We start from the raw sequence: 25,833 nt of genomic DNA on the forward strand, positions 1-25,833 counted from the left end.
CTCACTCCCCCGCTGCCGCCGCGAGCCGCTCACGGGAGAGCGGCATGCGCTCGGCCGGCCCGTGGACGAGGGTGAACGGGATGGAGAGGCTGTCGCACATCCTCTTCGCGCGGGCGACCGCGCTCATGGTCGCGGCGGAGGCCGGGCCGCCGGGCAGGGCGAGCACGACGGCCCGGGGCCGGTGGGCGTCGACCAGGGCCTGGATGAGCAGGGCGGCCGCGGCCCGGTTCGTGACGTCGAGGCCCTGATGCAGCGTGACGTGGAGCGTGCCGACGTCGATGTGGTGGGTGAGAAGCATGCGACCTCCAGACGGAACCTCGGGTATGGCCCCGGCCTCCAGCGGATGAACCAAGGGCAAAAAGCCAGGTTCCCGGCATTTGCCCCGGGAAAACCCAGGTCAGGCACCCTTCCTGCGGCCGGCCCCGCCCGTCGTCGGCGCCCGGGCCCCTCAGCTGCCGGACGCCAGCTCTCCGAGCAGCTTCCAGGTGCGGCGCCGGTCGTCCTCGCCGCCCAGGTCGGTCGCCGTGAACACCACCTCCGTCGCCCCCGCGTCCCGGTAGCGCCGGACCTCCGCCGCGACGGTCTCCTCGTCGCCGATCACCGCCACATCGGCGGCCCGCTCGGCGCCGGACAGGCCGATGACCCGCTGGTAGGAGGGGATCTTCTCGTACAGCGCCAGGGTCTCCGCCGCCTTCTCCCGTACGGCGTCGGCGTCGGACGTGACCACGCCGGGGACGAGCGCCACGACACGCGGCGCCGGCCGTCCGGCCGCCTCGGCGGCCGCGGTGAGGGCCGGGACGATGTGGTCCGCGAGGGCGCGCGGCCCGGCCAGGAACGGCAGGGCGCCGTCGGCGAGTTCACCGGTGACGCGCAGGGCCTGCGGCCCCATCGCGGCGACCAGGATCGGCACGGCCGCCGGGAGCGGGGTCGTGGCGGTCAGCAGCTCGCCGTGGAAGTCGGCGACGCCCGTCTCCACCAATGGGCGCAGGGCGGTCAGGAACTCCCGGAGCAGCGCGATGGGACGCTCGTACGGGATGCCGAAGCCGTCCTCCGTCAGGTGCCGGGTGCCGAGGGCGAGCCCGAGGTGGTAGCGGCCGCCGGTCGCCGCCTGCGCGGTCTGCGCCTGGCTGGAGACGAGGAGCGGGTGGCGGCCGAAGATCGGGATCGCGGAGGTCCCCACCTGCAGCCCGGGCACCTCGCGCCCGACGATCGCGGCGAGCTGGGGAGAGTCGTACGAGAAGGTCTGCCCGAACCAGGCCGAGCGCAGGCCCGCGTCGTGGGCCTCCCGCGCGAGCCGCACGGTGCTGTCGATGGAGAGTTGGTAGGCGGTCGAGCTCAGAGTCACTCCGATGGTCATGGTCGGGCAACAGCGCGCGATGCGACCGGCATTCCGGGGCGGGGTACCCGTCTCGTGGGGGTTCGGACGCCGTCCCGCCCGGGTTCGAGCACCCGTCCGGTCCGGGCACGGGGTGTCACATCGTGGGCAGAAGGTGTCCACCAGGTGGTCGCACGGGTGGCGGATCTTGTGGGGCCGCCCGGGAAACCGCAGGTCACAGCGGTGCTCTCGGGGCGTCAGGTGGCGCAATACCGCCGCAACACCAACCCCGGGCCCGCGCCGGTACGTTCCTCGACATGCCAGCCGAACCCACTCCCGCCTCCCTCCCGGTCGCCGCCGCGCGGCGTCGGCGACTCCGCGCGGACCGGGCCAGGCAACTCGCCGACCTGCTGCGCCATCAGATCCTGACGGGCGGCTTCCCCGGTGGCGTCCTCCCCCTGGAGGACGTCATCGCCGCAGACCACCGGGCCAGCCGCAACACCGTCCGCCAGGCCCTGGACCTGCTGCGCGGCGAGCAGCTCGTCGAGCGGCAGCCGGGGGTCGGCACGGTCGTCGTCTGCGAGAAGTACCCGCACGGCCTCGACCGGCTCCAGGGCCTGGCGGAGACCCTGCACGAACACGGTCGGGTCACCAACGAGGTACGGACCATGGGGCCGGTCGCCGCGTCCGGTCCTGTGGCCCACCGGCTGCGCCTGCCCGAGCACACGGACGTCCTCTGCATCGAGCGGCTGCGTCGGCTGAACGGACTGCCGCTCTCCCTCGACCTGTCGTACCTGCCCATGGACATCGGCGGTGAACTCCTCGGCTGCGACCTGGAGAACACCGATGTCTTCCGGCTCCTGGAGACCCTGACCGGCCGGCCACTGGGGCACGCCGAGATCACTCTCGAAGCCGTCAACGCCGACGCGCACTCCGCCGCCGTACTCCAGGCCCCGCGCGGGGCGGCCGTGCTGATGCTGGAGCGGCTGACCTGTCTGCCCGACGGGCGCCCCGTGGACCTGGAGTTCATCCGGTTCCGGGGCGACCGGATCACCATGAGCGGCGTGCTGCACCGCTCCCTCTGACCGCCGCACCCCTCCGTACCCTCCGCACCCTCCGCGGGCGCACCCCGACTCCCCGCCTTCCCTCGTACTTCCTTCCTGGAGACAGCCATGCCTCTGGTGCCGCAACGCGCCGACGTGCCCGTGACCATCGACGAGTCCCTCTGCATCGACGGCTGCACGCTCTGCGTCGACATGTGTCCCCTGGACTCGCTCGCGATCCGCGAGGACAACGGCAAGGCGTACATGCACGTGGACGAGTGCTGGTACTGCGGCCCGTGCGCCGCCCGCTGCCCCACCGGCGCGGTCACCGTCAACATGCCCTACCTGCTCCGGTGAAAGGCTCGACTCCCATGCTTGGCAAGCGCTTCATCCCCCTCCTGCCCCTCGCGCTGCTGCTGCCGCTGGCCACCGCCTGCGGCGGCGCGGCGGATGCCGGAGAACCGGCCGGCTCGCGCACCGTCACGGTGACCGTCGGCTACCAGTCGAAGACCATCAACACGGTCACCGCCGGCACCCTGTTGCGCTCGCTCGGCTACTTCGAGGAGGAGCTCGCGGCGCGCGGCAAGAAGGACGGCGTCAGCTACGAGGTCGTCTGGCAGGACTACGCGACCGGTGCCCCGATCACCGCCCAGATGACCGCCGGAAAGATCGACATCGGCTCGATGGGCGACTTCCCGCTGCTCATCAACGCGGCGCGCGGCAAGCAACTGAAGCAGCCGACGCGGCTGGTCTCGGTCACCGGCTACAACCTGCGCGGCGGCCTCAACACCGTGGTGACCGCGCCCGATTCGCCCCTGCGCTCGCTGGCCGAGCTGCGGGGCAGGAAGGTGTCCACCAGCGTCGGCTCGGCCGCCGACGGGACGCTGGTCCGGGCCCTCCAGCGCGCGGGCGTCGACCCGGAGAAGGACATCCGGAAGCTGAACCAGCAGCCCAGCGTCGGCGCGTCCGCCCTGACCGCCGGGAGCGTCGACGCACTGTCCCAGTTCGTCGCCTGGCCGGGCCTGTTGGCCTTCGATGGCCGGGCGAAGGCGCTGTACGACGGGGCCGAGCTGAACCTGCCGACCTTCCACGGGGTCACCGTCCGGGAGAAGTTCGCCCAGGAACGGGCGGGCGTCCTCGACGACTTCCTCACCGCGCAGCGGCGGGCCACCGACCACCTGCGCGCCCGGCCGGTCGCCGCCGCCGAGTCGGTGGCGAAGGAGACCGGTCTTCCGGCCGAGGTCGTGCACCTCTACAACGGCGCCCAGGGCATCGCGACCTTCGACCCCGAGCTCCGCCCGGAGCTGATCGACGCGCTGAAGAAGGACGTGCCGCTCCTGAAGGCGGCGAAGCTGGTGGGCGACGTCGACGTGGACGCCTTCGTCGACCGGGCGCCGCTGGCGCGCGCCGCCGCGAAGCACGCCCCGTACCCGAAGGCTTCCGCCGCCCGGCCCGAGCTGTGGCTGAAGGGGCAGAGCACCACCCGTACGTTCGACAGCCCGAAGGCGCTCCTGAAGGCGGTCGGCGGCTCGGGCGCCGATGTCCGGGCCGCGTACGTGCCGGACGCGGTGACCGGCACGTCCTGGTTCGCCGACAAGGCGGTCTGGGTCGCCGAAGGCACCGAGCTCCGCGCCTTCGTGACCCCGGCCGGAGCGCGGGCGTACGTCGACGGGCATGCCACGTCGCGGGTGGTCGACTACGCGACCGCCCTTCGGCTGGCGTCGTCATGAGCGCGGTCGGCCGCCGGCTGCTGCGGGTCGGCTCGCTCGTGGCGGCCCTCGGGCTCTGGCAGCTGCTGACCACCCTGGACGTCAACGTCTGGCTGCGGTTCGAGCAGTTCCCCACGGTCGGCGAGGTGGCCTCCGCGTTCGCCGACCGGGTCCCGACCGACGCGTACTGGCAGGACCTGGGCCACAGCCTGCGCCGGATCGTGGTCGGCTTCCTGCTGGCCTCGGTGCTCGGCGTGGCGGTCGGGACCTTGGTGGCCCGCTCCCGCTGGGCCGCCGACCTGCTGGGTCCGGTCCTCGAAGTGGCGCGTCCGATTCCGGCCATCGCCCTGGTCCCGGTCGCCATCCTGCTGCTGCCCAGCAACGAACAGGGCATCGTCTTCATCACCTTCACCGCCGCCTTCTTCCCGGTGCTCGTGTCGACCCGGCACGCGGTGCGGGCCCTCTCCCCCGTATGGGAGGAGGCCGTGCTCACCATGGGCGGCGGCCGGCTGCGGGTGCTGTTCTCGGTGGTGCTGCCCGGCGCGCTGCCGGGGGTCTTCGGCGGGCTCTCGGTGGGGGTCGGCGTCTCGTGGATCTGTGTGATCTCGGCGGAGATGATCTCCGGCGAGTACGGGGTCGGCTACCGCACCTGGCAGGACTACACGGTCGTCGACTATCCGGGCGTCTTCGTCGGCATGGCCACCATCGGGGCCCTGGGCTGGCTCACCTCCACCGCCGTGGAGCTCCTCGGCCGCCGGGTGACCTCCTGGCTGCCCCGGCCGGCCGCGCGGCCGGTGTCCCGCCTGCGCGCTCGACCGCTGCTCCGTCGCGGCGACTCCGCCACGGGCCCCGTTTCCGCCCCCGCCCCCGTTCCCACCCTCGACAAGGAGCCGGTGCCATGACCAGCGCGCCCGCGTCCGACACCCTCGCCTCCGGCGCGGAACTCGCCCTGCACGACGTACGGCTCGGGCACGCGGACGGTGCCGTCGTCTTCACGGCCGCCGAACTGCGTGTGCGGCCCGGCGAGTTGCTGGCCGTGGTCGGCCCGTCCGGGTGCGGCAAGTCGACCCTGCTGCGCACCCTCGCCGGGCTGCTCCCGCCCCTGGCCGGGCGGGTGACCCACGACGGCCGGCCCGTCGACGGGCCGGACGCCGACCGGGCGCTGGTCTTCCAGGACGACGCGCTGCTGCCCTGGCGGACCGTCCGCGCCAACGTGGAACTGCCCCTGGCGATCCGCCGGGTCCCCCGCGCCGAACGGCGCCGGTCCGCCGCCGACTGGCTGGACCGGGTCGGCCTCTCCGACCACGCCGCCAAACTGCCCCACCAACTGTCCGGCGGGCAGCGGCAGCGCGTCCAGCTGGCCCGGGCCCTGGCCGGCAGGCCCCGGGCGGTCCTCATGGACGAGCCCTTCGGCGCGCTCGACGCGCACACCCGCGCCGGGATGCAGGACCTCCTCGTGGAGATCCTGCGCGGCACGGGAGCCACCGTCGTCTTCGTCACGCACGACGTGGACGAGGCCCTCCACCTGGGCGACCGCGTCGCGCTCCTCCCCTCCGGCCAGGTGCTCGACGTACCGCACCCGCGCCGTCGGGACGCCCGGCAGGCGCCCGCCACCGCTGCGCTGCGCCGCCGCGTCCTCGCATCCCTCTGACCGGCGGATCCGCCGACCCGCTCCTGCTCCGATCCGCTGCTCCGCCGATCCGCTCCTCACCGATCCGCTGCTCCGCCGACCCGCCCGAAGATCCCGAAAGGCACCCCGTGGACACCCTCGTGGAGACCCCCCTGGCCGTCCCCGACCTCGCCGACGCGACCGAGCTGACCTGCGACGTCCTCGTCATCGGCGGCGGTACGGCCGGCACCATGGCCGCGCTCACGGCCGCCGGGCGCGGCGCCGACGTCCTCCTCCTGGAGAAGGCGCACGTCCGGCACTCCGGCGCCCTGGCGATGGGCATGGACGGGGTCAACAACGCGATCATCCCGGGCCGGGCCGAACCCGACGACTACGTCGCCGAGATCACCCGCGCCAACGACGGCATCGTCGACCAGTCGACCGTCCGGCAGACCGCGACCCGAGGCTTCGCGATGGTCCAGCGGCTCGAGTCGTACGGGGTGAAGTTCGAGAAGGACGAGCACGGCGAGTACGCGGTCCGCCAGGTGCACCGCTCCGGCTCGTACGTGCTGCCCATGCCGGAGGGCAAGGACGTCAAGAAGGTCCTCTACCGGCAGTTGCGGCGACGCGAGATGCGGGAGCGGATCCGGATCGAGAACCGGATCATGCCGGTGCGCGTCCTCACGCACCCGGAGGACGGGCGGGCCATCGGCGCGGCCGGGTTCCACACCCGTACCGGCGCGTTCGTCACCGTGCGGGCGGGCGCGGTGATCCTGGCGACGGGCGCCTGCGGCAGGCTCGGACTGCCCGCCTCCGGCTACCTCTACGGGACGTACGAGAACCCCACCAACGCGGGTGACGGCTACGCCATGGCGTACCACGCGGGCGCCGCCCTGACCGGCATCGAGTGCTTCCAGATCAACCCGCTGATCAAGGACTACAACGGGCCCGCCTGCGCCTACGTGGCGAACCCGTTCGGCGGGTACCAGGTGAACCGACACGGCGAGCGGTTCGTGGAGTCGGACTACTGGTCCGGGCAGATGATGTCCGAGTTCGCTGCCGAACTCGCCTCGGACCGTGGGCCGGTGTACCTGAAGCTCAGCCATCTGCCCGAGGAGACGATCGGCGCCGTCGAGTCGATCCTGCACACGACGGAGCGCCCCACGCGCGGCACCTTCCACGAGGGCCGGGGGCACGACTACCGCACCCACGACATCGAGATGCACATCTCGGAGATCGGTCTGTGCGGCGGGCACTCCGCGTCGGGGGTACGGGTCGACGCGCACGCCCGCACCACCGTGCCCCGGCTCTACGCGGCCGGTGACCTCGCGTGCGTACCGCACAACTACATGATCGGGGCGTTCGTCTTCGGCGACCTGGCCGGCGAGGACGCGGCGCAGTACCGGGCGTACGAAGGGGAGTTGCCGCACGGGCAGCTCGCCGCCGCCCACGAGCTGGTCTACCGTCCGCTGCGCAACCCCCACGGGGCGCCGCAGCCGCAGGTGGAGTACAAGCTGCGCCGGTTCGTGAACGACTACGTGGCGCCGCCGAAGACCGGCGCGAAGCTGTCGCTCGCGGTGGAGGCGTTCGACCGGATGTCGACGGAGATCGAGGGCATGGGGGCGCGCACCGCGCACGAGTTGATGCGGTGCGCGGAGGTGTCCTTCATCCGCGACTGCGCGGAGATGGCGGCCCGGGCCTCGCTGGCGCGGACCGAGTCCCGCTGGGGCCTGTACCACGAGCGCCTCGACCACCCGGAGAAGGACGACACGGGCTGGCTGCACCATGTCGACCTGCGCAAGTCCCCTTCCGGAGCGATGGAGTTCACGGCCCGCCCGATCGAGCCGTACGTGGTCCCCGTACCGGAGTTCACCCCGGAGCAGGGCCCGGAGCGGTGGCTGGGCGAGGTGGAGCTGGTCCCGACGGCCACGGCGGGCCGCCGCGACGCCCCTCCGACAGCGTCCGGGCGGGTGGATGCGGAGGCGCAGACCTCCGCCGAGGACGCGCTGCCCGCCCCCGACCCGGTCTCCGTCGGCGCTTCCGCGGGGACGAACCCCGCCCTTCTCCGGCTGCTCGCGCTCGCCGACGAGGCGCCCGATCTGGGCGTGCTCCGGCCGTACCTCGCCGACGCCGACCCGGCCGTGCGGACGGCCGCCGTGGTGGCGCTCGGGGAGACCGTGCCTGCCGGGGCCGGGTCCGCGCTCGCCGCACGGTTGCGGGACGCCGCGCCTCAGGTCCGGCACGCGGCCGCGGCGGCGCTGCGCGAGCTGGTCGAGGTGCTGCCCGCCGAGTCGGAGTGGGGAGAGGGGCTCCGGCAGGCCCTGGACGTGGACGACCCGGTCGTCCGTTCCGCCGCCCTGGACGTGCTGCGCGCCCGACGCCTCGGCGATGCCTCCGTGTACGCCGTCGCGCTCACGGACGCCGACATCGACGTCCGTATCCACGCCGTCCGCGCTCTCGTCTCGGTGGACGCCGTCGCGGAGCTCGCGGTGGCCGCCGCGGACCCCGCCCGCGAGGTCAGGGTCGCCGTGGCCCGTGGTCTGGCCGCCGTACGGACCCCGGCGCCCGCGCCGCTGCGCCCGCTCCTGGAGGACCGGGACCCTCTCGTGAGGGGCGCCGCCCTGGCCGCGCTCGCCGTCACCGGCTGCCCGCGCGCGTACGCCGAGTCGGCCGTGGCCGCCCTCGCCGACCCCGCCTGGCAGGTGCGGGCCGGTGCCGCGACCGCTCTCCGTGCGGCGCAGGCCGGGCAGGCCGTCCCCGGGCTCGCCAAGGCCCTGGCCGACTCGAACGCGGACGTCCGGAAGGCCGCCGTCCTCTCGCTGCACCCCCACCGTGCCGATCCGGACGCCCGGGCCGCCCTCGCCGCGGCCGCCACGGACCCCGACGCCGATGTCCGCGTCCACGCGGCGCGTGCACTGTCCTGACCTGGTCCTTTGCGCCGTCCTGACCGCCGACGCCCTACGCGGGCCGCTGCGCGGTCAGGACACCGACCTTGTCGATGCGGTGCTCGGGGTTGCCGTTGGCGTCCCGCCAGTAGTTGCCTGCCGCGTTGTCCTCGGGCGTCGCGCAGGTGGAGAGCGTGATCATGGCCTTGGTGGGCTTCTCCCCCGGCTCGCCCGGCACGGCGGCCCGCTGCTCGGCGAGCGAACGGTCCGATCGGAAGGAAGTGCTCCGGGTCTCGACGATCGTGTACGTGTAGACGGTGCCGGCGGCGGTCACGTGCACCAGGTCCCCCTTGTCGACCGAGGGGAGGTCGCGCAGCGCCCCACCGGCCGAGAGCCGGTGGGCGGTCACCAGATAGTTGCCGATCTCGCCCGGTCCGACACCCCCGCGCTCGCCGTGGGGGCTGGCGGCCACGCCGCGGTCCTGGATCCGGGTGCCCGCCCGGTCGTCGGTCGTGCCCTCGTACGGCACGACGTCCAGCTCGTCGACGCCGATCGACGGTATGGACACCTCGGCGGCGACGGGCGGCCGCGGCGAGGGCGTCGACGACGTGGGGGCGGGCGCGGGCTCGGCAGGCGCCACGGAGACCTCGGGCCCGGAGGGCCCGGACGGCGCTGAGGGCGCTGAGGGCGCCGAGGGCGCGGCGGGAGACACGGGAGCCACCGGCGCCGTGCCGCGGTCGGCGACCGTGCCCGCGCCCGTACAGCCGCAGAGCGCGGCGAGGACGGCGAGGACGGCCACGACGATGCCGACCGGAGCGCGCAACGCGCCCCGGCCTCCGGACGGGCCCCGACGGGGGGTCCCACCACCCTGGGCACCCATGTCACCAGGATGGCCCAGTCTCCGCGCCCCGGCACCCCCGGGGGCGCGGACCCGGGCGGCGGACGATCAGCCGACCCGGTCCCCGGCGGCCACCCGGTGCGCCTCCAGGCCGGGGGCGGTCAGCACCTCGGCGATCAGCTCCTCGGAGCCGCACACGTACGTGCTCACCAGGTCGACGTCACCGCCGACGCACCAGGCGCGGTCCTGCGGCCACCACAGATCGGGGAGTTCGGCGAAGTCCTCCTCGCCTTCGAGGGAGGTGACGTCGGCCAGCGGTCCGGAGAGCAGGACCTCGTCCCGTTCCGGGGTGGGGAAGGTCGGGATCCCCGGCCACTCCCGGCGGCCGTAGCCGTGCCACAGGCCGAACCAGCACCGCTCCGGCGTGCCCGTGTGCCGGGCCAGTACGGGAACGAGGAGCCGCGCGACCTCGCCGGGCGTGGGGCCTTCGGCCGGGTGTTCGTCCCACACCCCGGTCAGGCCGTACACCTCCTCGTTCTGGTAGTACCGGTCGACGCCGATCACCTCGTACCAGTCGGTCAGCGCCCCGACCCGCCGTCCGTATGCCGCGGCGACGGTCTCCCAACGCACCGGGCGCTCGTCGAGGGTCGCGGGGTGCAGGATCCGTGCGTACGCCGCGAATCCGGGCGCGGCGACTCCGCTCACGGTGCCGAACGCTCCGTACCCGGGGCGTCGTTCGGTCAGCCAGCGGGCCGGCCCGAGGTCCTCCCGCTCGACCCGCAGCCGCCCGTACGAGACGGGTGCCTCCGCGCTCTCCTCGGTCACGCCGGCCCACCTTCGTCACGGTTACGTCAAAGCGACGTCAGCGTATCCGCGCGGAGTGTCAGGGGACGTACAGAGCACGTACACAGTCCGTCCAGCGCCCCCCTTGCAGAATGGCAACGCCCGCCGCCCCAGCGGCCGCCGCGAGGCACGACGCCGGCGCGGCGGCGGTGCACGGACCACGTGTCGAGAATCTGATTCGTCCAGTGAATCCAAGGGGAAACACATGCCAGAAGTCGGCGGCTCCAAGGGTCTGAATGTCTCCGGTGACCCGTTCCTGTCCACGGTGGACAGGGTGTGCGCTTGGCTCGGTTCCGCGCCTGAGAAGGTGGACGCCCTGTCGGGCGGCGAGCGGATCCAGGTCCTGGGCGAGGTGGCCGACATCAACGCCGCCGCTGCCGCGGGCGACAGCGGTGCCCTGTACGCGCAGCAGTATCTGCTCGACAGGATCTACCAGTTGTACACCAAGATCCCCCGGCAGCAGAGCGCCGAGGGCTCCGTCGTCGTCTACGAGATAGCCCGGCTCCTGGAGACCGCGACGGCGGCGGCGCAGGACCGGCTGATCGAACCGGGTCTGCTCGAAGAGGCGCCCACCGAGCCCAGGGAGTACCTGACCTGGCTCAAGAACACCGCGCGTGGGCACCGGGTGTACAAGCACCCGTACTACCACGAGTTCATCCGCAACACGGCCACGGAGAGCGACCTCCGGAACTACGTGATGCAGGAGTCGGTCGTGGACGGCCGCTTCGACGACCTGCTCGCCATGATGCAGGTGGGCACGGCCGGCGCGGCCAAGATGGAGATCGCCGCCAACTTCTGGGACGAGATGGGCAACGGCAAGCCCGCGGAGGTCCACACCCACCTCTTCAACAAGATCTACGAGGTCTTCGAGATCTCCGAGGACGAGCTCGCCCGCTCGCTCACCGCCACCTCGCTGCTCAACGGCAACCTCGCGGTCATGCTGTGCCGCCACCGCACCCTGTACCCGGAGGCCGTGGGCTTCCTCGGGATGACCGAGTGGATGGCGCCCGACCGGTTCGTGCAGGTCGTGCACGCCTGGGAGCGGCTCGGGCTGCCGGAGGTCGGGATCGTGTACCACAAGCTGCACATCACCATCGACTCCCAGCACGCGCAGGGCTGGTTCCACAACGTGGTGCTGCCCGCCGCAGAGTCCGCGGACATGCGGCGCGCCATCGCCCGCGGGATCCTCTGGCGGCTCAACTCCTCTGCCGCCTATCTGGACGAGCGCATGCCTTCCGTCGCCGCCTGACGTTCGACGCCCGACGCCACCCCACTTTCTGGAGGAGAGACCATGCCCCTCGGCAGCGAACGGTTCACCGTCATCGACCTTCCGGATGTCTCGGCCGACATCCTGCCCAGCTACGACGACTGCCCGGTCGACGAGTACATGGGCAACGGCACCCGCTTCAAGCGGTTCTCGCAGTACCGGCTCCGCCCGCAGGGCGAGGACGCGTGGTCGTTCGAGCGGCTCGCGCACCGCGACTACACCACGTACAAGAAGTTCAACTCGGTCGGCGGCGGCATCCGCCGCGTCTACGAGCCGATCAAGGTCGACTTCACGCCGCTGATCGAGCACGGCGTCCGCGAGCTGGGCCTCGACCGGTCCGAGGACTGGCAGATCAACGTCCACCAGAACCGGACCCGGGCGGACGGCGGCAAGCCGGGCCCCCTCACTCCCGAGGGCGTGCACCACGACGGGCACGAGTTCGTGATGATCGCGATCCTCAACAAGGTGAACGTCGGCGGTGGCCAGACCCGGCTGTGGAACCCGGGGGCCGACGAGCCCTTCTGGACCGGGACGCTCGAGCCCGGGCAGGCGGTCCTGCTCGACGACCGTGCGCTGGCCCACGACGTCACCGACGTGCTCTCCGGCGACGGCGGCCCGGGCCACCGGGACATCGTCATCATCGCGTTCTCCCGGTGGGCGGAGAAGTGGTACGGCGAGGAGCACGACGCCGCCGCGCTCTCCGAGCAGTGAACCGGGGGCGCCGCCCCGGGACGGGGCACCACGCCTCGGGGCGGCGCCGCGCCCAGCAGCCAAGGGAGATCATCCGTGATCGACTTCTACAAATACCAGGCAGCAGGCAACGACTACTTGGTGATCGACCCCCGCCACACCGACTTCCCCGTGACCCGTGAGGCGATCCGGCTGATCTGCGACCGGCACCTGGGGATCGGCGCGGACGGTGTCCTGCACGGGCCGCTGGAGCCGCCGCGACCCGGCGTCCCGGTCGTGCTCGACCTGTACAACTCCGACGGTTCCGACTGCGGCAGGAGCGGCAACGGGCTGCGGATGTTCGCGCTCCACCTCGCCGGGCAGGAGCCCGGTGCCTGGGCCGACGGCCGGGAGTTCACGCTCCGTACGGCGGCGGGCGACAGCCCGGTGCGGGTGCTCGACCGCTCCGAGGGCCGCGTGGAGGTCGGCATGGGGCGCCCCAGTTTCGACGCCGCCGACCTGCCCCTGCTCCAGGAGGACGGGACGACCCCGTACGACGGCAGGGCGGTCCGGGTGCCGCTGTCGGTGGACGGCGAGAAGCTCACCGTCACCTGTGTGTACAACGGCAATCCGCACACCGTGGTGCCGGTGGACGAACCGTCGGCGGAGCTGGCTCGCCGGCTCGGCCCGGTGATCGCCGGGCACGCGCGGTTCCCGCACCGCACCAATGTGCAGTTCATGCGGATGGAGAACCCGTCGGTGATGGAACTCGAGGTCTTCGAGCGCGGCGCCGGGTACGTGACGGCGTCCGGCGCCAGCGCCTGCGCGGCGGTGTCGGCGGCCCGCGAACTCGGGCTGTGCGAGCGCCGGGTGGAGGTCAGGATGCCCGGCGGCGCTGTGGAGATCGCCGTCGCCGAGGACGGCCGGGTCACCATGACCGGCGACGCCGAGCAGGTGGCCGCCGGCTCCTTCGCGCCCGCGCTGCGCGCGCGCCTCGACCGGACCGCGCCGGCCGGGACCGTGGGGACCGTACGGTGAGCGTCTCCGCACCGCGCTCGCGCGACTACCCCATCCAGCGCTGGGTCTTCGAGGACGCCGCCGGGCGCTTCGACATCGACCTGGGCGACAGCAACATGGTTCCGGGGCGGCTCGACGCCCTCTCGGTGCCGCCCGGTCTGGAACTGGACTACGGCCACGACCGGGGCCTCCGCCCGCTGCGCGAGGCGGTGGCCGACCTGTACGGCGGTACGGCCGAGTCGGTCCTGATCACCCAGGGCGCCCAACAGGCGCTGTACCTGGTGTACGCGGCGCTGCTGACGCCCGGCTCGCGGGTGATCGCCTTCCGGCCCGGCTGGCAACAGTCCTGGGACGTGCCCCCCGAGCTGGGATCCACGGTCGATCTCGTCGGGTTCCGGCCGGACCTCAGCTTCGACGTGGAGGCCGCCGAGGCGGTGGCCGGTCCTGATGTGCGGCTGATCGTCGCCAACAGTCCGTGCAATCCGACCGGTCGGCGGATCGCGGAGAAGGACCTGCACGCTCTGGTCGGGCTCGCGGAGCGGACGGGGGCCCATCTGCTCCTGGACGAGGAGTACGCGCTCGACCTCTCCTCGTCCGCCGCCGTGGGCTCCGACCGGGTGATCTCCGTGTCGAGCCTGTCGAAGGTGTACGGCTTCCCGGGGCTGCGGGTCGGCTGGCTCTACGGCCCACCGGCCGTCGTGGAGCGCTGCGCCCGACGCAAGTTCCTGTCCACCATCTCCAACTCGGTGCTGTGCGAGACGCTGGCCTGCGACGTCCTGGCGCACCGTACGGAGCATCTGCGTTCCTACCACGAGCTCACCGGCCAAGGTCTCGACCTCGTACGGGAGTTCGCCCGCCGCAACGCCGACGCGGTGACTCTTGTGGAACCGGAGGGCACCCCGTTCGCCTGGCTCTGGCTGACGACCGGGGAGGAGCCGCTGACCATGTGCCGCAGAGCGCTGGACCTGGGCGTGCTGCTGATGCCCGGCGAGACGCTCGGAGCCAGTGACGGCTTCCGGATCTGCTTCGCGCGCTCGCCCGAGGCGGTGGCGGAAGGGCTGAGCCGCGTGGAGCGCGTGCTCAGGCCGCCCTCGCCCCCGGCCGGCTCCACGCCGGTCCGCTGACCCGCCGGGGCCCCGGCCCCTGCCACGGGGGCCGCCGCCCCGGCCCGTCAGAGGAACCCTCGGGTTCCCCGTTACGCACCTCCCCAGGGCGCTGCGCCGCGCTGCCCCGCCCTGCCGTGCCGTGCTGCGCCTCGTTCCGCCCCGCCCTGCGTCGCCCTGCCCTGCCTCGCCCCGCCCTGCCTTGTCATGCCCTGAAATGGAGTCCTGTGACGATGAGCATCCACACCGCCGAGTCGCGCATCCAACTGTCCTTCGGACAAGAGCAGTTGTGGTTCCTGGACCAGATGAGTCCCGGGGAGACCACCTACAACGTCCCGATCGCCTACCGGCTGCGCGGCGCGCTCGACACGGCCGCCCTCGAAGGCGCGCTCAATCTGCTGGTGCGGCGCCATGAGCAGCTGCGGGTGACCTTCCACGCGGCGGACGGTGTCCCGTACCAGGTCGTCTCGCCGGCCGAGGACCGGCCGCTGCCGCTGCGGGACCTCTCCGACCTGGACCCCGAGGAGGCCGAGCGCACCCTCCGCAAGGAGCTGCAGACCGAGGCGGACACGCCGTTCGACCTGGCGGCCGGGCCGATCTCCCGCTTCCAGCTCTTCCGGCTGGCGCCCGACCACCACGTGCTCGGTCTCAGCTTCCACCACATCGTCACGGACGGCTGGTCCGGCGGAGTGGTCAGCCGTGAGATCTCCCAGGCCTACGCGGACCTCGCCGCGGGCCGGGAGCCCTCGCTGCCGGAGCTGTCGATCGGCTACGGCGACCACATCAAGCGCCAGCGCAAGCAGCGGGCCGACGGCGTCTGGGAGGAGGAGCTGAAGTTCTGGGAGGAGCGGCTGGCCGGCCTTGAGGCGCTCGAACTGCCCGCCGACCGGATCCGCCCGGCCGAGCCCACGCAGAACGGCGAGACCTTCGTCGTCGACTTCCCGGCCGAACTCCTCGCGAAGGCCCGCACGTTGGCGCACGAGCAGGGCGCCTCCCTCTACATGGTGGTGGCGGCGGCGCTGAACGTCGTACTGAGCCGCTACAGCGGGCAGGACGACATCGCCCTCGGGGTGCCCATGCTCGGCCGTACCGACCCCGAACTCGAGGACGTCGTCGGTCTGTTCATCAACATGACGGTGCTGCGCTGCGACCTGTCCGGCGGGGTCACCTTCACCGAGCTCCTGGAGCGCATCGCCGACGCCAACCTCGACATGTACGACAACCAGGACGTGCCGTTCGACCATGTCGTGGACCGGGTGCAGACGACCCGGGACGCGGGACGCAACCCGCTCTTCCAGATCGCCTGCCAGCTCCTCGGCGAGGCGAGCACCGGCGACGCCCTCGAACTGACGGGCCTGTCGTCCGAGTCGATCACCCTGGCGACCTCCCGCTCGCGCTTCGACCTCTCCTTCAGCTTCGTCGAGGGCGCCGACCGACTGCGTCTCATCGTCGAGTTCGCGACCGACCTGTACGACCGCTGGCGCGTCGAGGCCATGATCGGGCACTTCCGGACCGTGCTCGACGCGGCGGCGGACGCCCCCGAGACCCCGGTCTCGGCGCTGCCGCTGCTCTCCGAGGAGGAGCGTCGCGAGCTGCTAGACGTGGGGCGCGGCGCGGACTTCGACTACCCGACGGAGCCGGTGCACGCGACGATCGCCCGGATCGCGAAGGAGAACCCGGAGCTGGTCGCGCTCGTCTGCCGGGGCGTGGAGATGACGTACGGCGAGCTGATGCGCCGGGCCGGCAAGCTCGCCCGGTACATCCGCTCCCGCGGCGTGCGGCAGGAGGAGGTCGTCGCCATCGCGATGGACCGTGACCTGGACGCCCTGGTGGCGATCCTCGGCGTCATGGTGTCCGGCGCGGCGTACACCATCATCGACCCCTCGCACCCCAACGCCCGCCTGGACCACATGTTGCGGGACACCAAGAGTCCGCTGGTCATCACGCGGGCGAACGCCCTGGGCGACCTGCCGGACTCGTGCGGCTGGGAGAGCGTCCTCATCGACGCCGACTGGGCGGCCATCGAGGCACATCCGGACGACGAGCCGCTGGAGGAGTGGGCCGAGCCGGCCTCCCTGGTGTACATCCTCTACACCTCGGGCTCGACCGGGCGTCCGAAGGGCGTGATGATCGAACAGCGCGGCCTGCGCTGGTTCATCGAGGCCTACCGGCGCACCTTCGGCGAGTGGACCCATGAGGACCGGCTGCTGCAGCTGCCCGCTCTGACCTTCGACATGTCCCAGGGCGAGATCTTCGCCGGTCTGATCAGCGGTTCGGCCCTCGTCCTCGTGGCTCCGGAGGACGCCTCGTCCCCCGAGGCGCTGGGCGGTCTGATCCGCGACCAGCGGGTGACGTACGCGGGTCTTTCCCCGGCGATCCTCTCCGTGGTCGAGGCGGGTCCCTACCCGGATCTGAAGTACATCATGGGCGGCGCGGAGGCCCTGCCGGCCGAGCTGGTCAACAAGTGGAACCTGCCGGGCCGGAAGTTCGTGAACCTGTACGGCCCGACCGAGGCGTCGGTGGCGACGACCGAGTACCTCTGCGAGCACAAGGAGTGGCAGTCCTCGCCGCCCATCGGCAGGCCGGAGTTCAGCCGGCTGCACTACGTGGTGGACAAGGAGTTCAACCTGGTGCCGGTCGGGGTCCCGGGCGAGCTGCTGATCGGCGGTGACGAGGGCCTGGCGCGCGGCTACCTCAACCTGCCGGAGATGACGGACGAGAAGTTCGTGCCCGACCCGTTCCTGGGCGAGGGCCGGGTCTACCGCACCGGCGACCTGGTGCGCTGGACCCGGGATCTGCAGATCGACTTCATCGGGCGGCTCGACAACCAGGTGAAGCTGCGCGGGCTGCGGATCGAGCTCGGTGAGATCGAGTCCGGTCTGCTGACGCACCCGAAGGTCCGGATGGCGCTGGTCCTGCTGCGCGAGGACTACGGGGAGAAGCAGCTCGTCGCGTACTACACGGTCCTGGGCGACACCCCGCCGACGGTGGCCGAGCTCCGTGAGCACCTGGGCAGCACGATGCCCGAGTACATGGTGCCGACGGCGTGGGTGGAGCTGACCGAGTTCCCGCTGACCGCGGCGCGCAAGATCGACCGTGCCAAGCTCCCTGCCCCGGTGTCCGGTTCGGGCGACGCGACGGCGAGCTTCGTCGCCCCGGTGACGGCGACGGAGGAGAAGGTGGCCGAGGTCTTCGGCGCCGTCCTGTCGGCGCCGCAGATCAGCGCGGACGGCAACTTCTTCGAGCTGGGCGGCAATTCGCTGCAGGCGATGCGGGTGGTGAGCCGGCTCAACAAGCACTTCGGGGTCAAGGTCAACGTCCGTCTGCTGTACGGCGGTGCCTCGGTCGCCACGGTCGCCGGCGCCATCGACGCGCTGGTGGAGTGCAAGGCGGGTTCACGTGCGTGAGGCCCCCGGGGCGGCGCTCCCGCCCCCGCGCACGCCGGGGGCGGGTGGCGTGCCCTCGTCTCAGGAGACCGGCTCCGCGCAGGACCTGCTGCTGCGCCAGGGTGCGGCCCTGCTCAGCCGCAGCGATCCCGATCTGGCCCTGCTCCTCGACCACGAGGTGGAGAAGCAGGCCATGACCCTGGCCATGGTGGCCTCGGCCAGCGCCGCGAACCCGGCGGTCCTGGCCACGGGCGGGGCCGCGCTCTCGAACGTGACGGCGGAGGGCTACCCGGGGGCCCGCTACCACCCGGGCGCGGAGCGGTTCGACGGGGTGGAGCGGCTGGCCGTCGCGAGGGCCCGGCAGGCGTTCGGCGCCCAGTACGCCAATGTCCAGCCGCACTCGTGCTCCTCGGCGAACCAGGCCGTCCTGGCGGCGCTGCTGCCGCCGGGCGGCGCCCTGCTCGCCCTGGACCTGGACTCCGGCGGGCACCTCACGCACGGGTCCGCCGCCTCGGTGACCGGCCACCACTACCGGGCCGTCCACTACGGCCTGGACTACAAGGGGTTCATCGACCACGAGCAGGTGGCGGAGCTGGCCCTGGTCCACCGCCCGCAGGTGATCATCGCGGGGGCCAGCGCCTATCCACGGACCCTGGACTTCGCCCGGTTCCGCGCGATCGCGGACTCCGTCGGGGCGTATCTGGTGGCCGACATCTCGCACATCGCCGGCCTGGTGGCGGCCGGGGAGCACCCCAGCCCCATCGACCTGGCGCACGTGACGACCACCAGCACCTACAAGCAGTTGGGCGGGCCGCGCGGCGGGCTGATCCTGATCGGCGCGGAGCACCGCACGGCCGGTCCCGACGCCCGCCGCACCCCGCTGGCCCGGCTGATGCAGCGGGCGGTCTTCCCGCAGTCCCAGGGGACGCCGAGTCCGGCGTCGATCGCCGCCAAGGCGCACGCGCTGAAGCTGGTCACGGAGCCGGCGTTCCGGGAGACGATGCGGCTGGTCCGGGACGACGCGGCGGCGCTCGCCGACGCCCTGGACGAGCTCGGTTACCGCGTCCTGACCGGCGGTACGGAGAATCACATGGTGCTGCTCGACATCTTCGACCGGGGCATCACCGGAGTGGTCGCGGAACGCGCCCTGGAGGAGTGCGGCATCCTCACCAACCGCAACCGCATCCCCAAGGACACCAAGGCCCCGCTGGTCGCCAGCGGTCTGCGCCTCGGCACGAACGTGCTGGCGCAGCGGGGCATGGGGCCCGACGAGATGCGGCTCTGCGCCCGGCTGCTCCACGAGGTGCTCGGCGCCACGACCGTGCTGAGCGACACCGAGTTCCGCACCGACCCCATGGTGCGCGACCGGGTCACGGCCGAGGTCACCGCCCTGTGCCGCACCCACCCCCTGCCCTTCGGCGCCGGTCTCACCCCGGCCGGCGCCGCCGACCGCGAGCCAGGAGAGAGGTCTTGAGCCGGAACACCGCCCCCGTGACGTCTCCCGCGACGGCCCCCGCACCGGCGCCCGTACCGGCGCAGGCGCCGCCCGCGCTGCTGCCGGCCGACCGGCCGCGCATGCCCGGAGCCACCCCGGAACGCACCGCCGCAGCCCGTGTGCGGCTCGGTCCCTCGACCCGTACCGCCCCGCAGGAGGTGCTCCTCGCCGGTTTCACGGCGCTGGTGCACCGCTGGAGCGGTCAGTCCGGCTTCGGCGTCACCGTCCGGACGCCCGGTGCCGGTCCGGTCCGCCTGGAGCGGACCGTCACCGGGGCGCAGAACCTGACCCAGTTGGCGGCCGGAGCCCCGGCCGACCGGCGGACACCGGTCGAACAGGCCGCGTCGCAGGACGAGTTCGAGCTGGTGCTGCACCCGCCGGGCGAGGAGGACGGCGGCCTGCCGAGCGCGGAGCTGCGGTACGCCCCCGAGCTCTTCGACCGGGACACCGCGCTCCGGTTCCTCTCCTCCTACGTCACGCTCCTGGAGGACGGGCTGACCGACCCGGACCGGCCGGTGGCGCGGCTGCGGCTGCTTCCCGACGAGGAACTGCGCCGAATGCTCGTCGACTGGAACGACACGGCGGCGGACCTTCCGCACGGGGTGTGCCTGCACTCCGCGTTCGAGGACCGCGCCGCCGATGCGCCCGACGCCCTCGCCGTGATCGGCGTCGACCGGACGTGGACGTACCGCGAGGTCAACGAGGCGGCGAACCGGCTCGCCCACCACCTGCGGGAGCTCGGTGTCGGCCCCGAGCGGCGCGTCGGCATCTGTCTCGACCGGTCCGCCGAGCTGCTCGTCGCCGTCCTCGGGGCGCTCAAGGCGGGCGGGGCCTATGTGCCGCTCGACCCCGACTACCCGAGGCAGCGGCTCGCCACCATGGTGGCCGGCACGTCCTGCGCGGTGGTCGTCAGCCGCAGCGGCCCGGCCGAGAGCCTCCCGCCGTCGGACGGCGACGGGCCGGGTACGCCCGTGCTGCTCCTCGACCGGGACGAGGCGCTGCTCGCCGGGTTCCCGGCGCACAATCCCGAGGGCGGGGCCACGCCCGAGGATCTCGCGTACATCATCCACACGTCGGGTTCGACCGGTGCGCCCAAGCCGATCGCACTGCGCCACCGCGGGGTGATGAACAACATCGCGGACCTCAACTCCCGCTTCGGCGTGGGTCCCGGCGATCGGGTCCTCGCGCTGTCGTCGCCGAGCTTCGACATGTCGGTCTACGAGTTCCTGGGGCTGACCACGGCGGGCGGTACGGTCGTCCTGACCGATCCCGAGCGCGCCAAGGACCCCGAGCACTGGGCCGAGTTGCTCGCGGCGCACCGGGTCACCGTCTGGAACTCGGCGCCCGCCCTCCTGGACATGGTCGTCGACCATCTCGAATCCACCGGCGCGGCGCCGCTCCCGGATCTGCGTCTGGCGCTGCTCGGCGGTGACTGGATCCCCGTGTCGCTCCCCGACCGGGCCCGGACGGCGGCCCCCGCGCTGCGCTTCATCGCCCTGGGCGGCGCCACCGAGTCCTCGATCCACTCGACGATCTACGAGGTGGCGAAGACCGACGCGCGCTGGACGAGCATCCCGTACGGTCGCCCGATGGCGAACCAGCGGACGTACATCCTCGACGAGGATCTCCAGCCGGTGCCGCCGGGTGTGCCGGGGGAACTCCATCTGGCGGGCATCGGGCTCGCCCGGGAGTACCTCGGCCGGCCGGAGCAGACGGCGGAGCGGTTCTTCGTGTGGTCCTGCGGCGAGGTGGCGGACGAGCGGCTCTACCGGACGGGCGATGTGGCCCGCTACGGTCCCGACGGTCTGATCGAGCTGCTCGGCCGGGCGGACTTCCAGGTCAAACTGCACGGCCTGCGGATCGAGTTGGGCGAGATCGAGGCCGTGCTGCGCGCCCACGACACCGTCCGGGAGGCGGTCGTCACCGCGCACCCCGACGGATCGGGCGACCGGCGCCTCGTCGCCTACCTCGTCCCCGAGGCGGGCCGGACCGTGGACACGGCGGCGGTCGGCGAGCACGCGGCCGGGTCGCTGCCGGGGTTCATGGTGCCGAGCACCGTCCTCGTCCTGGCCGAGCTGCCCCTGACGCCCAACGGCAAGGTGGACCGCAAGGCCCTGCCCGAACCGCCCGAGGGCGTCGGCGAGCCCGCGGCGCGCTACACCCCGCCGACGACGGAGACCGAGCGGACGGTGGCCGAGATCTTCGCGGCCGTGCTCGGCGCCTCCCGGATCGGCGCGGACACCGGCTTCTTCGCGGTCGGCGGCAACTCACTTCAGGCCATGCGGGCCGTCACCCGCTTGAACAAGCACTTCGGGATCCGGGTGAATGTCCGTCTGCTGTACGGCGGGAGCACCGTCAGCGGTATCGCCGCCGTCATCGACGAGCGGCTCGCCCCCACCACGAAGGGAACGTCGGCACCGTGACCGCATCCTCCGTCGGCAGCCTCGTCCCGCTCCGGGACGAGGGTGACCTGACCCCGCTCCACTGCGTCCATCCGGTCTCCGGATCGCCCTACTGCTACTCGGCGATGGCGCACCGACTCCCCGCGGGACGGCCGGTGTTCGGCTTCGAGGCCCCGGGCTTCGACGGGGCCTCCGAGCCCGCCGCGTCGATCGCCGAGCTGGCCGAGCTGCACACGGCCTCGCTCCTGAAGTCCCGTCCGCACGGCCCCTACCAGCTGCTCGGCTGGTCGCTCGGCGGGGTCGTCGCCTACGAGATGGCCCGGCTCCTCGTCGCCCGGGGCGAGGAGGTCCCGCTGCTCGTCATCGTCGACGCGGCGCTGCCCGGGACGCAGGCGGTGCTGCCCGACGACCAGTTGGCCCGCCACTTCCTGTACGACTTCCTCGGCGTGACCCGGGAGCGGGCGCCGGGCATCGACAAGGCGCTCGCGGGCATCGCGCCGGGGGCGGAGCCGGCCGAGATCTTCGCGGCGGCGGAGCAGCACGGCGCCGTCCCCGAGGAGTTCGACGCGGAGTTCCTGCTGGAGCGGTACGCCCTCTTCCGTACGGGCGTCCTGGCCCTGCGCCGGCACCGCCTGGACGCGGTCCTCCCGGGCTCCGCGATCCTGATCAAGGCCGAGGATTCGGTGGACGGGCTCCTGGACTGGGAGCCGTACGTCGAGCGGCTCACGGTGCACACCGCGCCGGGCGACCACCACTCCGTGTGGCAGGGCCCGGGCCTCGACGCGATCGGCACCATCGTCGACCGAGCCCTACGAGAGGCGACTCCCGCATGACGGAGCACGGTACGTCCTCCGCCTCGGCCTCCCCGGCCGAGGCGGAGGGCCCTCCTCGGTCGCTCTGGCGCGACAGGGACTTCATGGTGTTCTGGACGGGCGAGGCGCTCTCCCTCTACGGCACCCAGATCACCCACCTCGCGCTGCCGCTCACCGCCGTCCTCGTCTTCGATGTGGGGGCCGGGGAGCTGGGCATGCTGCGCTTCGCCCAGCTGGTTCCCTTCCTCGGGCTCGCCCTGCTCTTCGGGGTGTGGGTCGACCGGATACGCAAGCGCCCGGTGATGCTGGGCGCCAACCTGGTGCGGATGGTGCTGATCGGCGCCGTGCCCGTCCTGTACGAGCTGGACCTGCTGACGCTCCCCGCGCTGTACGCGCTGGCGCTCGGTGTCGGGATCGCGACGGTGCTCTTCGACGTCAGCTGGATGTCGTACGTCCCGGTGCTGGTGAAGGACCGGCGCAGCCTGCTTGAGGCCAACACCAAGCTGAACGCCACCTACTCATCGGCGGACATCGCCGGTCCTGGTCTGGCGGGCACCCTGGTGAGCGCGTTCTCGGCGCCCTTCGCGATGACCGCCAACGCCTTCTCCTACGCGCTGTCGGTGCTGTCGCTGCTCCTCATCAGGACGCCCGAGCCCGCCCCGGAGGTCCCGAAGGAGAAGCGGCGGCTGCGGACCGAGCTCGCCGAGGGGCTGCGCTGGGTGTTCGGCAACCGGTGGCTGCGGGCGATGGGCCTGGTGGGCTGCGCCTGCAACTTCCTGCTCACGATGGTGCAGTCGCTGTTCCTGCTGTACGCCGTGCGTGACCAGGAGCTGTCGGCCGCCGCGGTCGGTTTCGTCATGGGCGCGGCCGCCGTGGGCGGTCTGCTGGGCGCACTGGTGTCGGGCTCGGTGGTGCGCCGCCTCTCGGTGGGCACCGCCTACCGCCTCTCGGTCTCGATCATCTTCCTCGGGCCGCTGCTCATCCCGGCGGCGGGCGGTCCGCGCTGGCTCCTCGTGGGCCTGTTCGTGGCCTCCTTCTTCATCGAGTACATGGGCGCAAGCGTCTCGAACGTGCTCATCGTGAGCCTGCGTCAGACGATCACCCCGCAGCACCTGATGGGCCGGATGACGGCCGCGATGCGGATGCTGCTGTACGGCGGCGGCGCGCTGGGCGGACCCGTCGGCGGTCTGCTGGCGGCCCTGGCCGGTCTGCACGGCGCCCTGTGGATCGCGGGGCTGCTGTCGGTCGCGATGCTGGTCCCGATCTTCCTGTCCCCGGTCGGCCGGCTGCGCGAGATGCCGACGGGGCCTGAGGACGGCGCGCTCACCTCGCGGTGAGGTCGGTGGGCCGCACGGGGTCCTCCCACTGCCGGAACGCGGCCCGCCGGAGCACGGCGGCCCTGCGGAGCACGCCGGCGTAGGCCTCGCCCGCGTCCTTGGGCGACCCGGGCCCGGGGACGACGTCGGAATGCGGGGCGGACGCGTGCGGGCCCGTCGGATGCGGGATGGTCGCGTGCGGGACGGACGGGTGCGGGGCGGTCGGGTGGGTCTCGCCCAGGCGGGCGAGGGCGGCCCGCCGACTGAGCATGGGCTCACGCTCGGCGCACTCCGCCGCGTAGATCCCGAGGAGGTCGTGCAGCCGGAACCGGGTGCCGTGCTCCTCCAGGAAGTGGTGGGCGACCAGCAGGTCGAGCAGCCTTCGGGCGGTGACGTGGTCGGTGTCCACGAGCGTCGCGGCGACCGACACCGTGATCGGCCCGTCCTTGCGCAGGCCCAGGAAGCGGAACATCCGCGCCGCCTCCGGGGACAGCGTCTGGTACGAGGTCTCGAACGCGTCGCGGACGCTGGCGAGGGCGTCGTCGCCGACGGTGAGCCGGTCGAGGCGCCCGCTCTCCGCCGTGTACTGCTCCACCAGCGTCCCGAGTGGAACGCCGGGGTTCGCGAGGAGCCCTTCGGCGGTGATGCGCAGCGCCAGCGGCAGCCCGCCGCAGAGCGCGGCGAACCGTCGGGCGGCGTCCGGGCGGCCCACGAGCCGCCCTCCGGACAGGGTGGTGAGCAGCTGGGCCGCCTCCTCGACGGCCAGCGGGCGTACGGTGACCGTGCGCGCCCCGTCCCGTGCGGCGAGTCCGGCGAACCGCTGCCGGCTCGTGGCCAGGACGCAGGAGGCGCCTCGCGGTATCAGGGGTCTCAACTGGTCGACGCTGAGGGCGTCGTCCAGGACCAGCAGCATCCTCTTGCCGTACAGCAGACTGCGGAAGAGCGTGGCGCGGCCGGCCGGGTCGCGGGGGATCCGGTTGCTGTCGGCGCCGAGGCTGGTGAGCAGGTGCAGCAGCGCGTCCGATGCGCTCAGCGGTCTGCCGCGCAGCCCGTTGCCGCAGAGGTCCACATAGAGCTGACCGTCCGGGAAGCGGTGCGCGAGCCGGTGGGCCAGCTCGAGGACGAGCGCCGACTTGCCGACTCCTGCGGGGCCGTCGACGACGATCACCGGGCTGCGCTGGGCGGACTCGTCGTCGAGGAGGCTCTCCAGCTGGGCGAGTTCGGATCCGCGTCCGGTGAATCCACGGGCCACCGCCGGGAGTTGGGCCGGTACGGGAACGGCGGCGCCGATCCCCTGCCGGGCACCTGGGGACATGCTCCCGCCGGGGAGCCGTAACTCCCGCTGCCCGGCGAGGATCCGGCGGTGAAGGTCCTGCAGCTCGGCGCCGGGCTCGATGCCCAGTTCGCTGCGGAGCAGCTGCCGGGTCTCGGTGTACACGGCGAGGGCGTGCGCCTGGCGGCCCGCGTGGTAGAGCGCCAGCATCAGCAGCCAGCGGACCTTCTCGCGCAGCGGCTCCTCGACGGCCGCGCGCGAGAGCGTGTCGACCGCCTCGGCGTACCCGCCTGCGGCCAGCATCACGGAGGCCCACTCCTCGACGGCGGTCAGTCTGAGGTCCCGCAGGCGGACGCCCTCCGTGGCCGCGAAGGGCCCCGGAACCCCGGCGTACGCCTCGCCCCGCCAGAGCGCGAGGGCGTCCTCGTAGAGCCGTAACGTCGTCTCCGCGCTGCCACCTTCGCGGGACCTGCGGGCGTGGCCGTGCCGCTCGACGAAGAGGGTGGCGTCCACGTCGGCCGGGTCCAGGCGCAGGCAGTAGCCGCCGGGCTCGGAGGAGAGCACCGTACTGGCGACCCTGCTGCCGCGCCCCGGCTCCAGGGCGCGCCGCAGCCGGGCCACGTAGGTGTGGACGCCGTTGGCCGCCGTCTGCGGGGTGTCGCTGCCCCAGAGGGCGCTGGTGATGCTCTCCCCGCTCACCACCTCGCCCGCCCGGCTGGCGAGCAGGCTCAGGACCGCGCGCTGTTTGGGCGAGCCGAGCGCCACTTCCTCGCCGTCCCGCCAGGCGCGTATCGGTCCAAGGAGCTGAATGCGTAGAGGTGCCCCCGTGCAGGTCATGATCCCGTTCACCC

20 protein-coding genes are annotated in these 25,833 nt (G+C 72.8%); 15 read left to right on the forward strand and 5 right to left on the reverse strand.

Features of this window, described 5'->3' with window-relative positions:
* Position 1: 1 nt before the first annotated feature.
* Positions 2-298: a hypothetical protein gene (locus ACGFYP_RS06950; RefSeq protein WP_361961412.1), complete on the reverse strand. Its 297-nt coding sequence runs from the start codon at positions 296-298 to the stop codon at positions 2-4.
* Between the two features lie 150 nt (positions 299-448).
* Positions 449-1,357 carry an LLM class F420-dependent oxidoreductase gene (locus tag ACGFYP_RS06955; RefSeq protein WP_393487275.1) on the reverse strand — a complete coding sequence of 303 codons (909 nt, stop codon included), beginning with the start codon at positions 1,355-1,357 and terminating at the stop codon, positions 449-451.
* Positions 1,358-1,632: 275 nt separating this feature from the next.
* Here ACGFYP_RS06955 and ACGFYP_RS06960 point away from each other — a divergent pair, with 275 nt between their 5' ends.
* The 6 genes from ACGFYP_RS06960 to ACGFYP_RS06985 all read left to right on the forward strand — a co-directional run bounded on the left by ACGFYP_RS06960 (position 1,633) and on the right by ACGFYP_RS06985 (position 8,600).
* A complete protein-coding gene (locus ACGFYP_RS06960) occupies positions 1,633-2,400 on the forward strand; it encodes a GntR family transcriptional regulator (protein ID WP_361961408.1) in 768 nt (255 codons plus the stop codon).
* Positions 2,401-2,487: 87 nt separating this feature from the next.
* Positions 2,488-2,715 carry a ferredoxin family protein gene (locus ACGFYP_RS06965; RefSeq protein ID WP_189962398.1) on the forward strand — a complete coding sequence of 76 codons (228 nt, stop codon included), beginning with the start codon at positions 2,488-2,490 and terminating at the stop codon, positions 2,713-2,715.
* A gap of 14 nt (positions 2,716-2,729) precedes the next feature.
* Positions 2,730-4,088: an ABC transporter substrate-binding protein gene (locus ACGFYP_RS06970; RefSeq protein ID WP_393487280.1), complete on the forward strand. Its 1,359-nt coding sequence runs from the start codon at positions 2,730-2,732 to the stop codon at positions 4,086-4,088.
* Complete coding sequence (locus ACGFYP_RS06975) at positions 4,085-4,969, forward strand: ABC transporter permease (RefSeq protein ID WP_393487282.1); 885 nt, start codon at positions 4,085-4,087, stop codon at positions 4,967-4,969. Before ACGFYP_RS06970 ends, ACGFYP_RS06975 begins: the two co-directional genes overlap by 4 nt.
* Positions 4,966-5,718 carry an ABC transporter ATP-binding protein gene (locus tag ACGFYP_RS06980; protein WP_393487285.1) on the forward strand — a complete coding sequence of 251 codons (753 nt, stop codon included), beginning with the start codon at positions 4,966-4,968 and terminating at the stop codon, positions 5,716-5,718. Before ACGFYP_RS06975 ends, ACGFYP_RS06980 begins: the two co-directional genes overlap by 4 nt.
* A gap of 119 nt (positions 5,719-5,837) precedes the next feature.
* A complete protein-coding gene (locus ACGFYP_RS06985) occupies positions 5,838-8,600 on the forward strand; it encodes a fumarate reductase/succinate dehydrogenase flavoprotein subunit (RefSeq protein ID WP_393487288.1) in 2,763 nt (920 codons plus the stop codon).
* 34 nt (positions 8,601-8,634) lie between these two features.
* Here the strand turns inward: ACGFYP_RS06985 and ACGFYP_RS06990 are convergent, their stop codons facing one another.
* A complete protein-coding gene (locus ACGFYP_RS06990; RefSeq protein ID WP_393487290.1) occupies positions 8,635-9,384 on the reverse strand; it encodes a class E sortase in 750 nt (249 codons plus the stop codon).
* A gap of 123 nt (positions 9,385-9,507) precedes the next feature.
* On the reverse strand, positions 9,508-10,224 hold the full coding sequence (locus ACGFYP_RS06995) for a hypothetical protein (RefSeq protein ID WP_393487293.1): 717 nt from the start codon (positions 10,222-10,224) through the stop codon (positions 9,508-9,510).
* A 223-nt stretch (positions 10,225-10,447) separates the two neighbouring features.
* Here ACGFYP_RS06995 and ACGFYP_RS07000 point away from each other — a divergent pair, with 223 nt between their 5' ends.
* From ACGFYP_RS07000 to ACGFYP_RS07040, 9 genes are all read left to right on the forward strand, one after another.
* Positions 10,448-11,491: an iron-containing redox enzyme family protein gene (locus ACGFYP_RS07000; protein WP_393487295.1), complete on the forward strand. Its 1,044-nt coding sequence runs from the start codon at positions 10,448-10,450 to the stop codon at positions 11,489-11,491.
* 42 nt (positions 11,492-11,533) lie between these two features.
* The gene (locus ACGFYP_RS07005; protein ID WP_361961394.1) at positions 11,534-12,220 is read left to right on the forward strand and encodes a 2OG-Fe dioxygenase family protein; all 687 of its coding nucleotides are present in this window, start codon (positions 11,534-11,536) and stop codon (positions 12,218-12,220) included.
* A 75-nt stretch (positions 12,221-12,295) separates the two neighbouring features.
* Positions 12,296-13,216 carry a diaminopimelate epimerase gene (dapF, locus tag ACGFYP_RS07010; protein WP_393487298.1) on the forward strand — a complete coding sequence of 307 codons (921 nt, stop codon included), beginning with the start codon at positions 12,296-12,298 and terminating at the stop codon, positions 13,214-13,216.
* On the forward strand, positions 13,213-14,319 hold the full coding sequence (locus ACGFYP_RS07015) for a pyridoxal phosphate-dependent aminotransferase (protein WP_393487300.1): 1,107 nt from the start codon (positions 13,213-13,215) through the stop codon (positions 14,317-14,319). The genes dapF and ACGFYP_RS07015 overlap by 4 nt, the downstream gene beginning before the upstream one ends.
* Positions 14,320-14,531: 212 nt before the next feature.
* A complete protein-coding gene (locus tag ACGFYP_RS07020; RefSeq protein WP_393487303.1) occupies positions 14,532-17,705 on the forward strand; it encodes an amino acid adenylation domain-containing protein in 3,174 nt (1,057 codons plus the stop codon).
* The gene (glyA, locus tag ACGFYP_RS07025; RefSeq protein WP_393487305.1) at positions 17,698-19,158 is read left to right on the forward strand and encodes a serine hydroxymethyltransferase; all 1,461 of its coding nucleotides are present in this window, start codon (positions 17,698-17,700) and stop codon (positions 19,156-19,158) included. Before ACGFYP_RS07020 ends, glyA begins: the two co-directional genes overlap by 8 nt.
* Positions 19,155-21,602 (forward strand): amino acid adenylation domain-containing protein, encoded by a 2,448-nt coding sequence (locus ACGFYP_RS07030; protein ID WP_393487307.1) that lies wholly within the window; start codon positions 19,155-19,157, stop codon positions 21,600-21,602. Before glyA ends, ACGFYP_RS07030 begins: the two co-directional genes overlap by 4 nt.
* Positions 21,599-22,414: an alpha/beta fold hydrolase gene (locus tag ACGFYP_RS07035; RefSeq protein ID WP_393487309.1), complete on the forward strand. Its 816-nt coding sequence runs from the start codon at positions 21,599-21,601 to the stop codon at positions 22,412-22,414. The genes ACGFYP_RS07030 and ACGFYP_RS07035 overlap by 4 nt, the downstream gene beginning before the upstream one ends.
* The gene (locus ACGFYP_RS07040) at positions 22,411-23,730 is read left to right on the forward strand and encodes an MFS transporter (protein WP_393487310.1); all 1,320 of its coding nucleotides are present in this window, start codon (positions 22,411-22,413) and stop codon (positions 23,728-23,730) included. The genes ACGFYP_RS07035 and ACGFYP_RS07040 overlap by 4 nt, the downstream gene beginning before the upstream one ends.
* Here the strand turns inward: ACGFYP_RS07040 and ACGFYP_RS07045 are convergent.
* Positions 23,717-25,819 (reverse strand): BTAD domain-containing putative transcriptional regulator, encoded by a 2,103-nt coding sequence (locus ACGFYP_RS07045; protein ID WP_393487313.1) that lies wholly within the window; start codon positions 25,817-25,819, stop codon positions 23,717-23,719. The genes ACGFYP_RS07040 and ACGFYP_RS07045 overlap by 14 nt on opposite strands.
* Positions 25,820-25,833 lie beyond the last annotated feature (14 nt).

Source organism: Streptomyces sp. NPDC048370, from assembly GCF_043200825.1.
Taxonomy (GTDB): Bacteria; Actinomycetota; Actinomycetes; order Streptomycetales; family Streptomycetaceae; genus Streptomyces.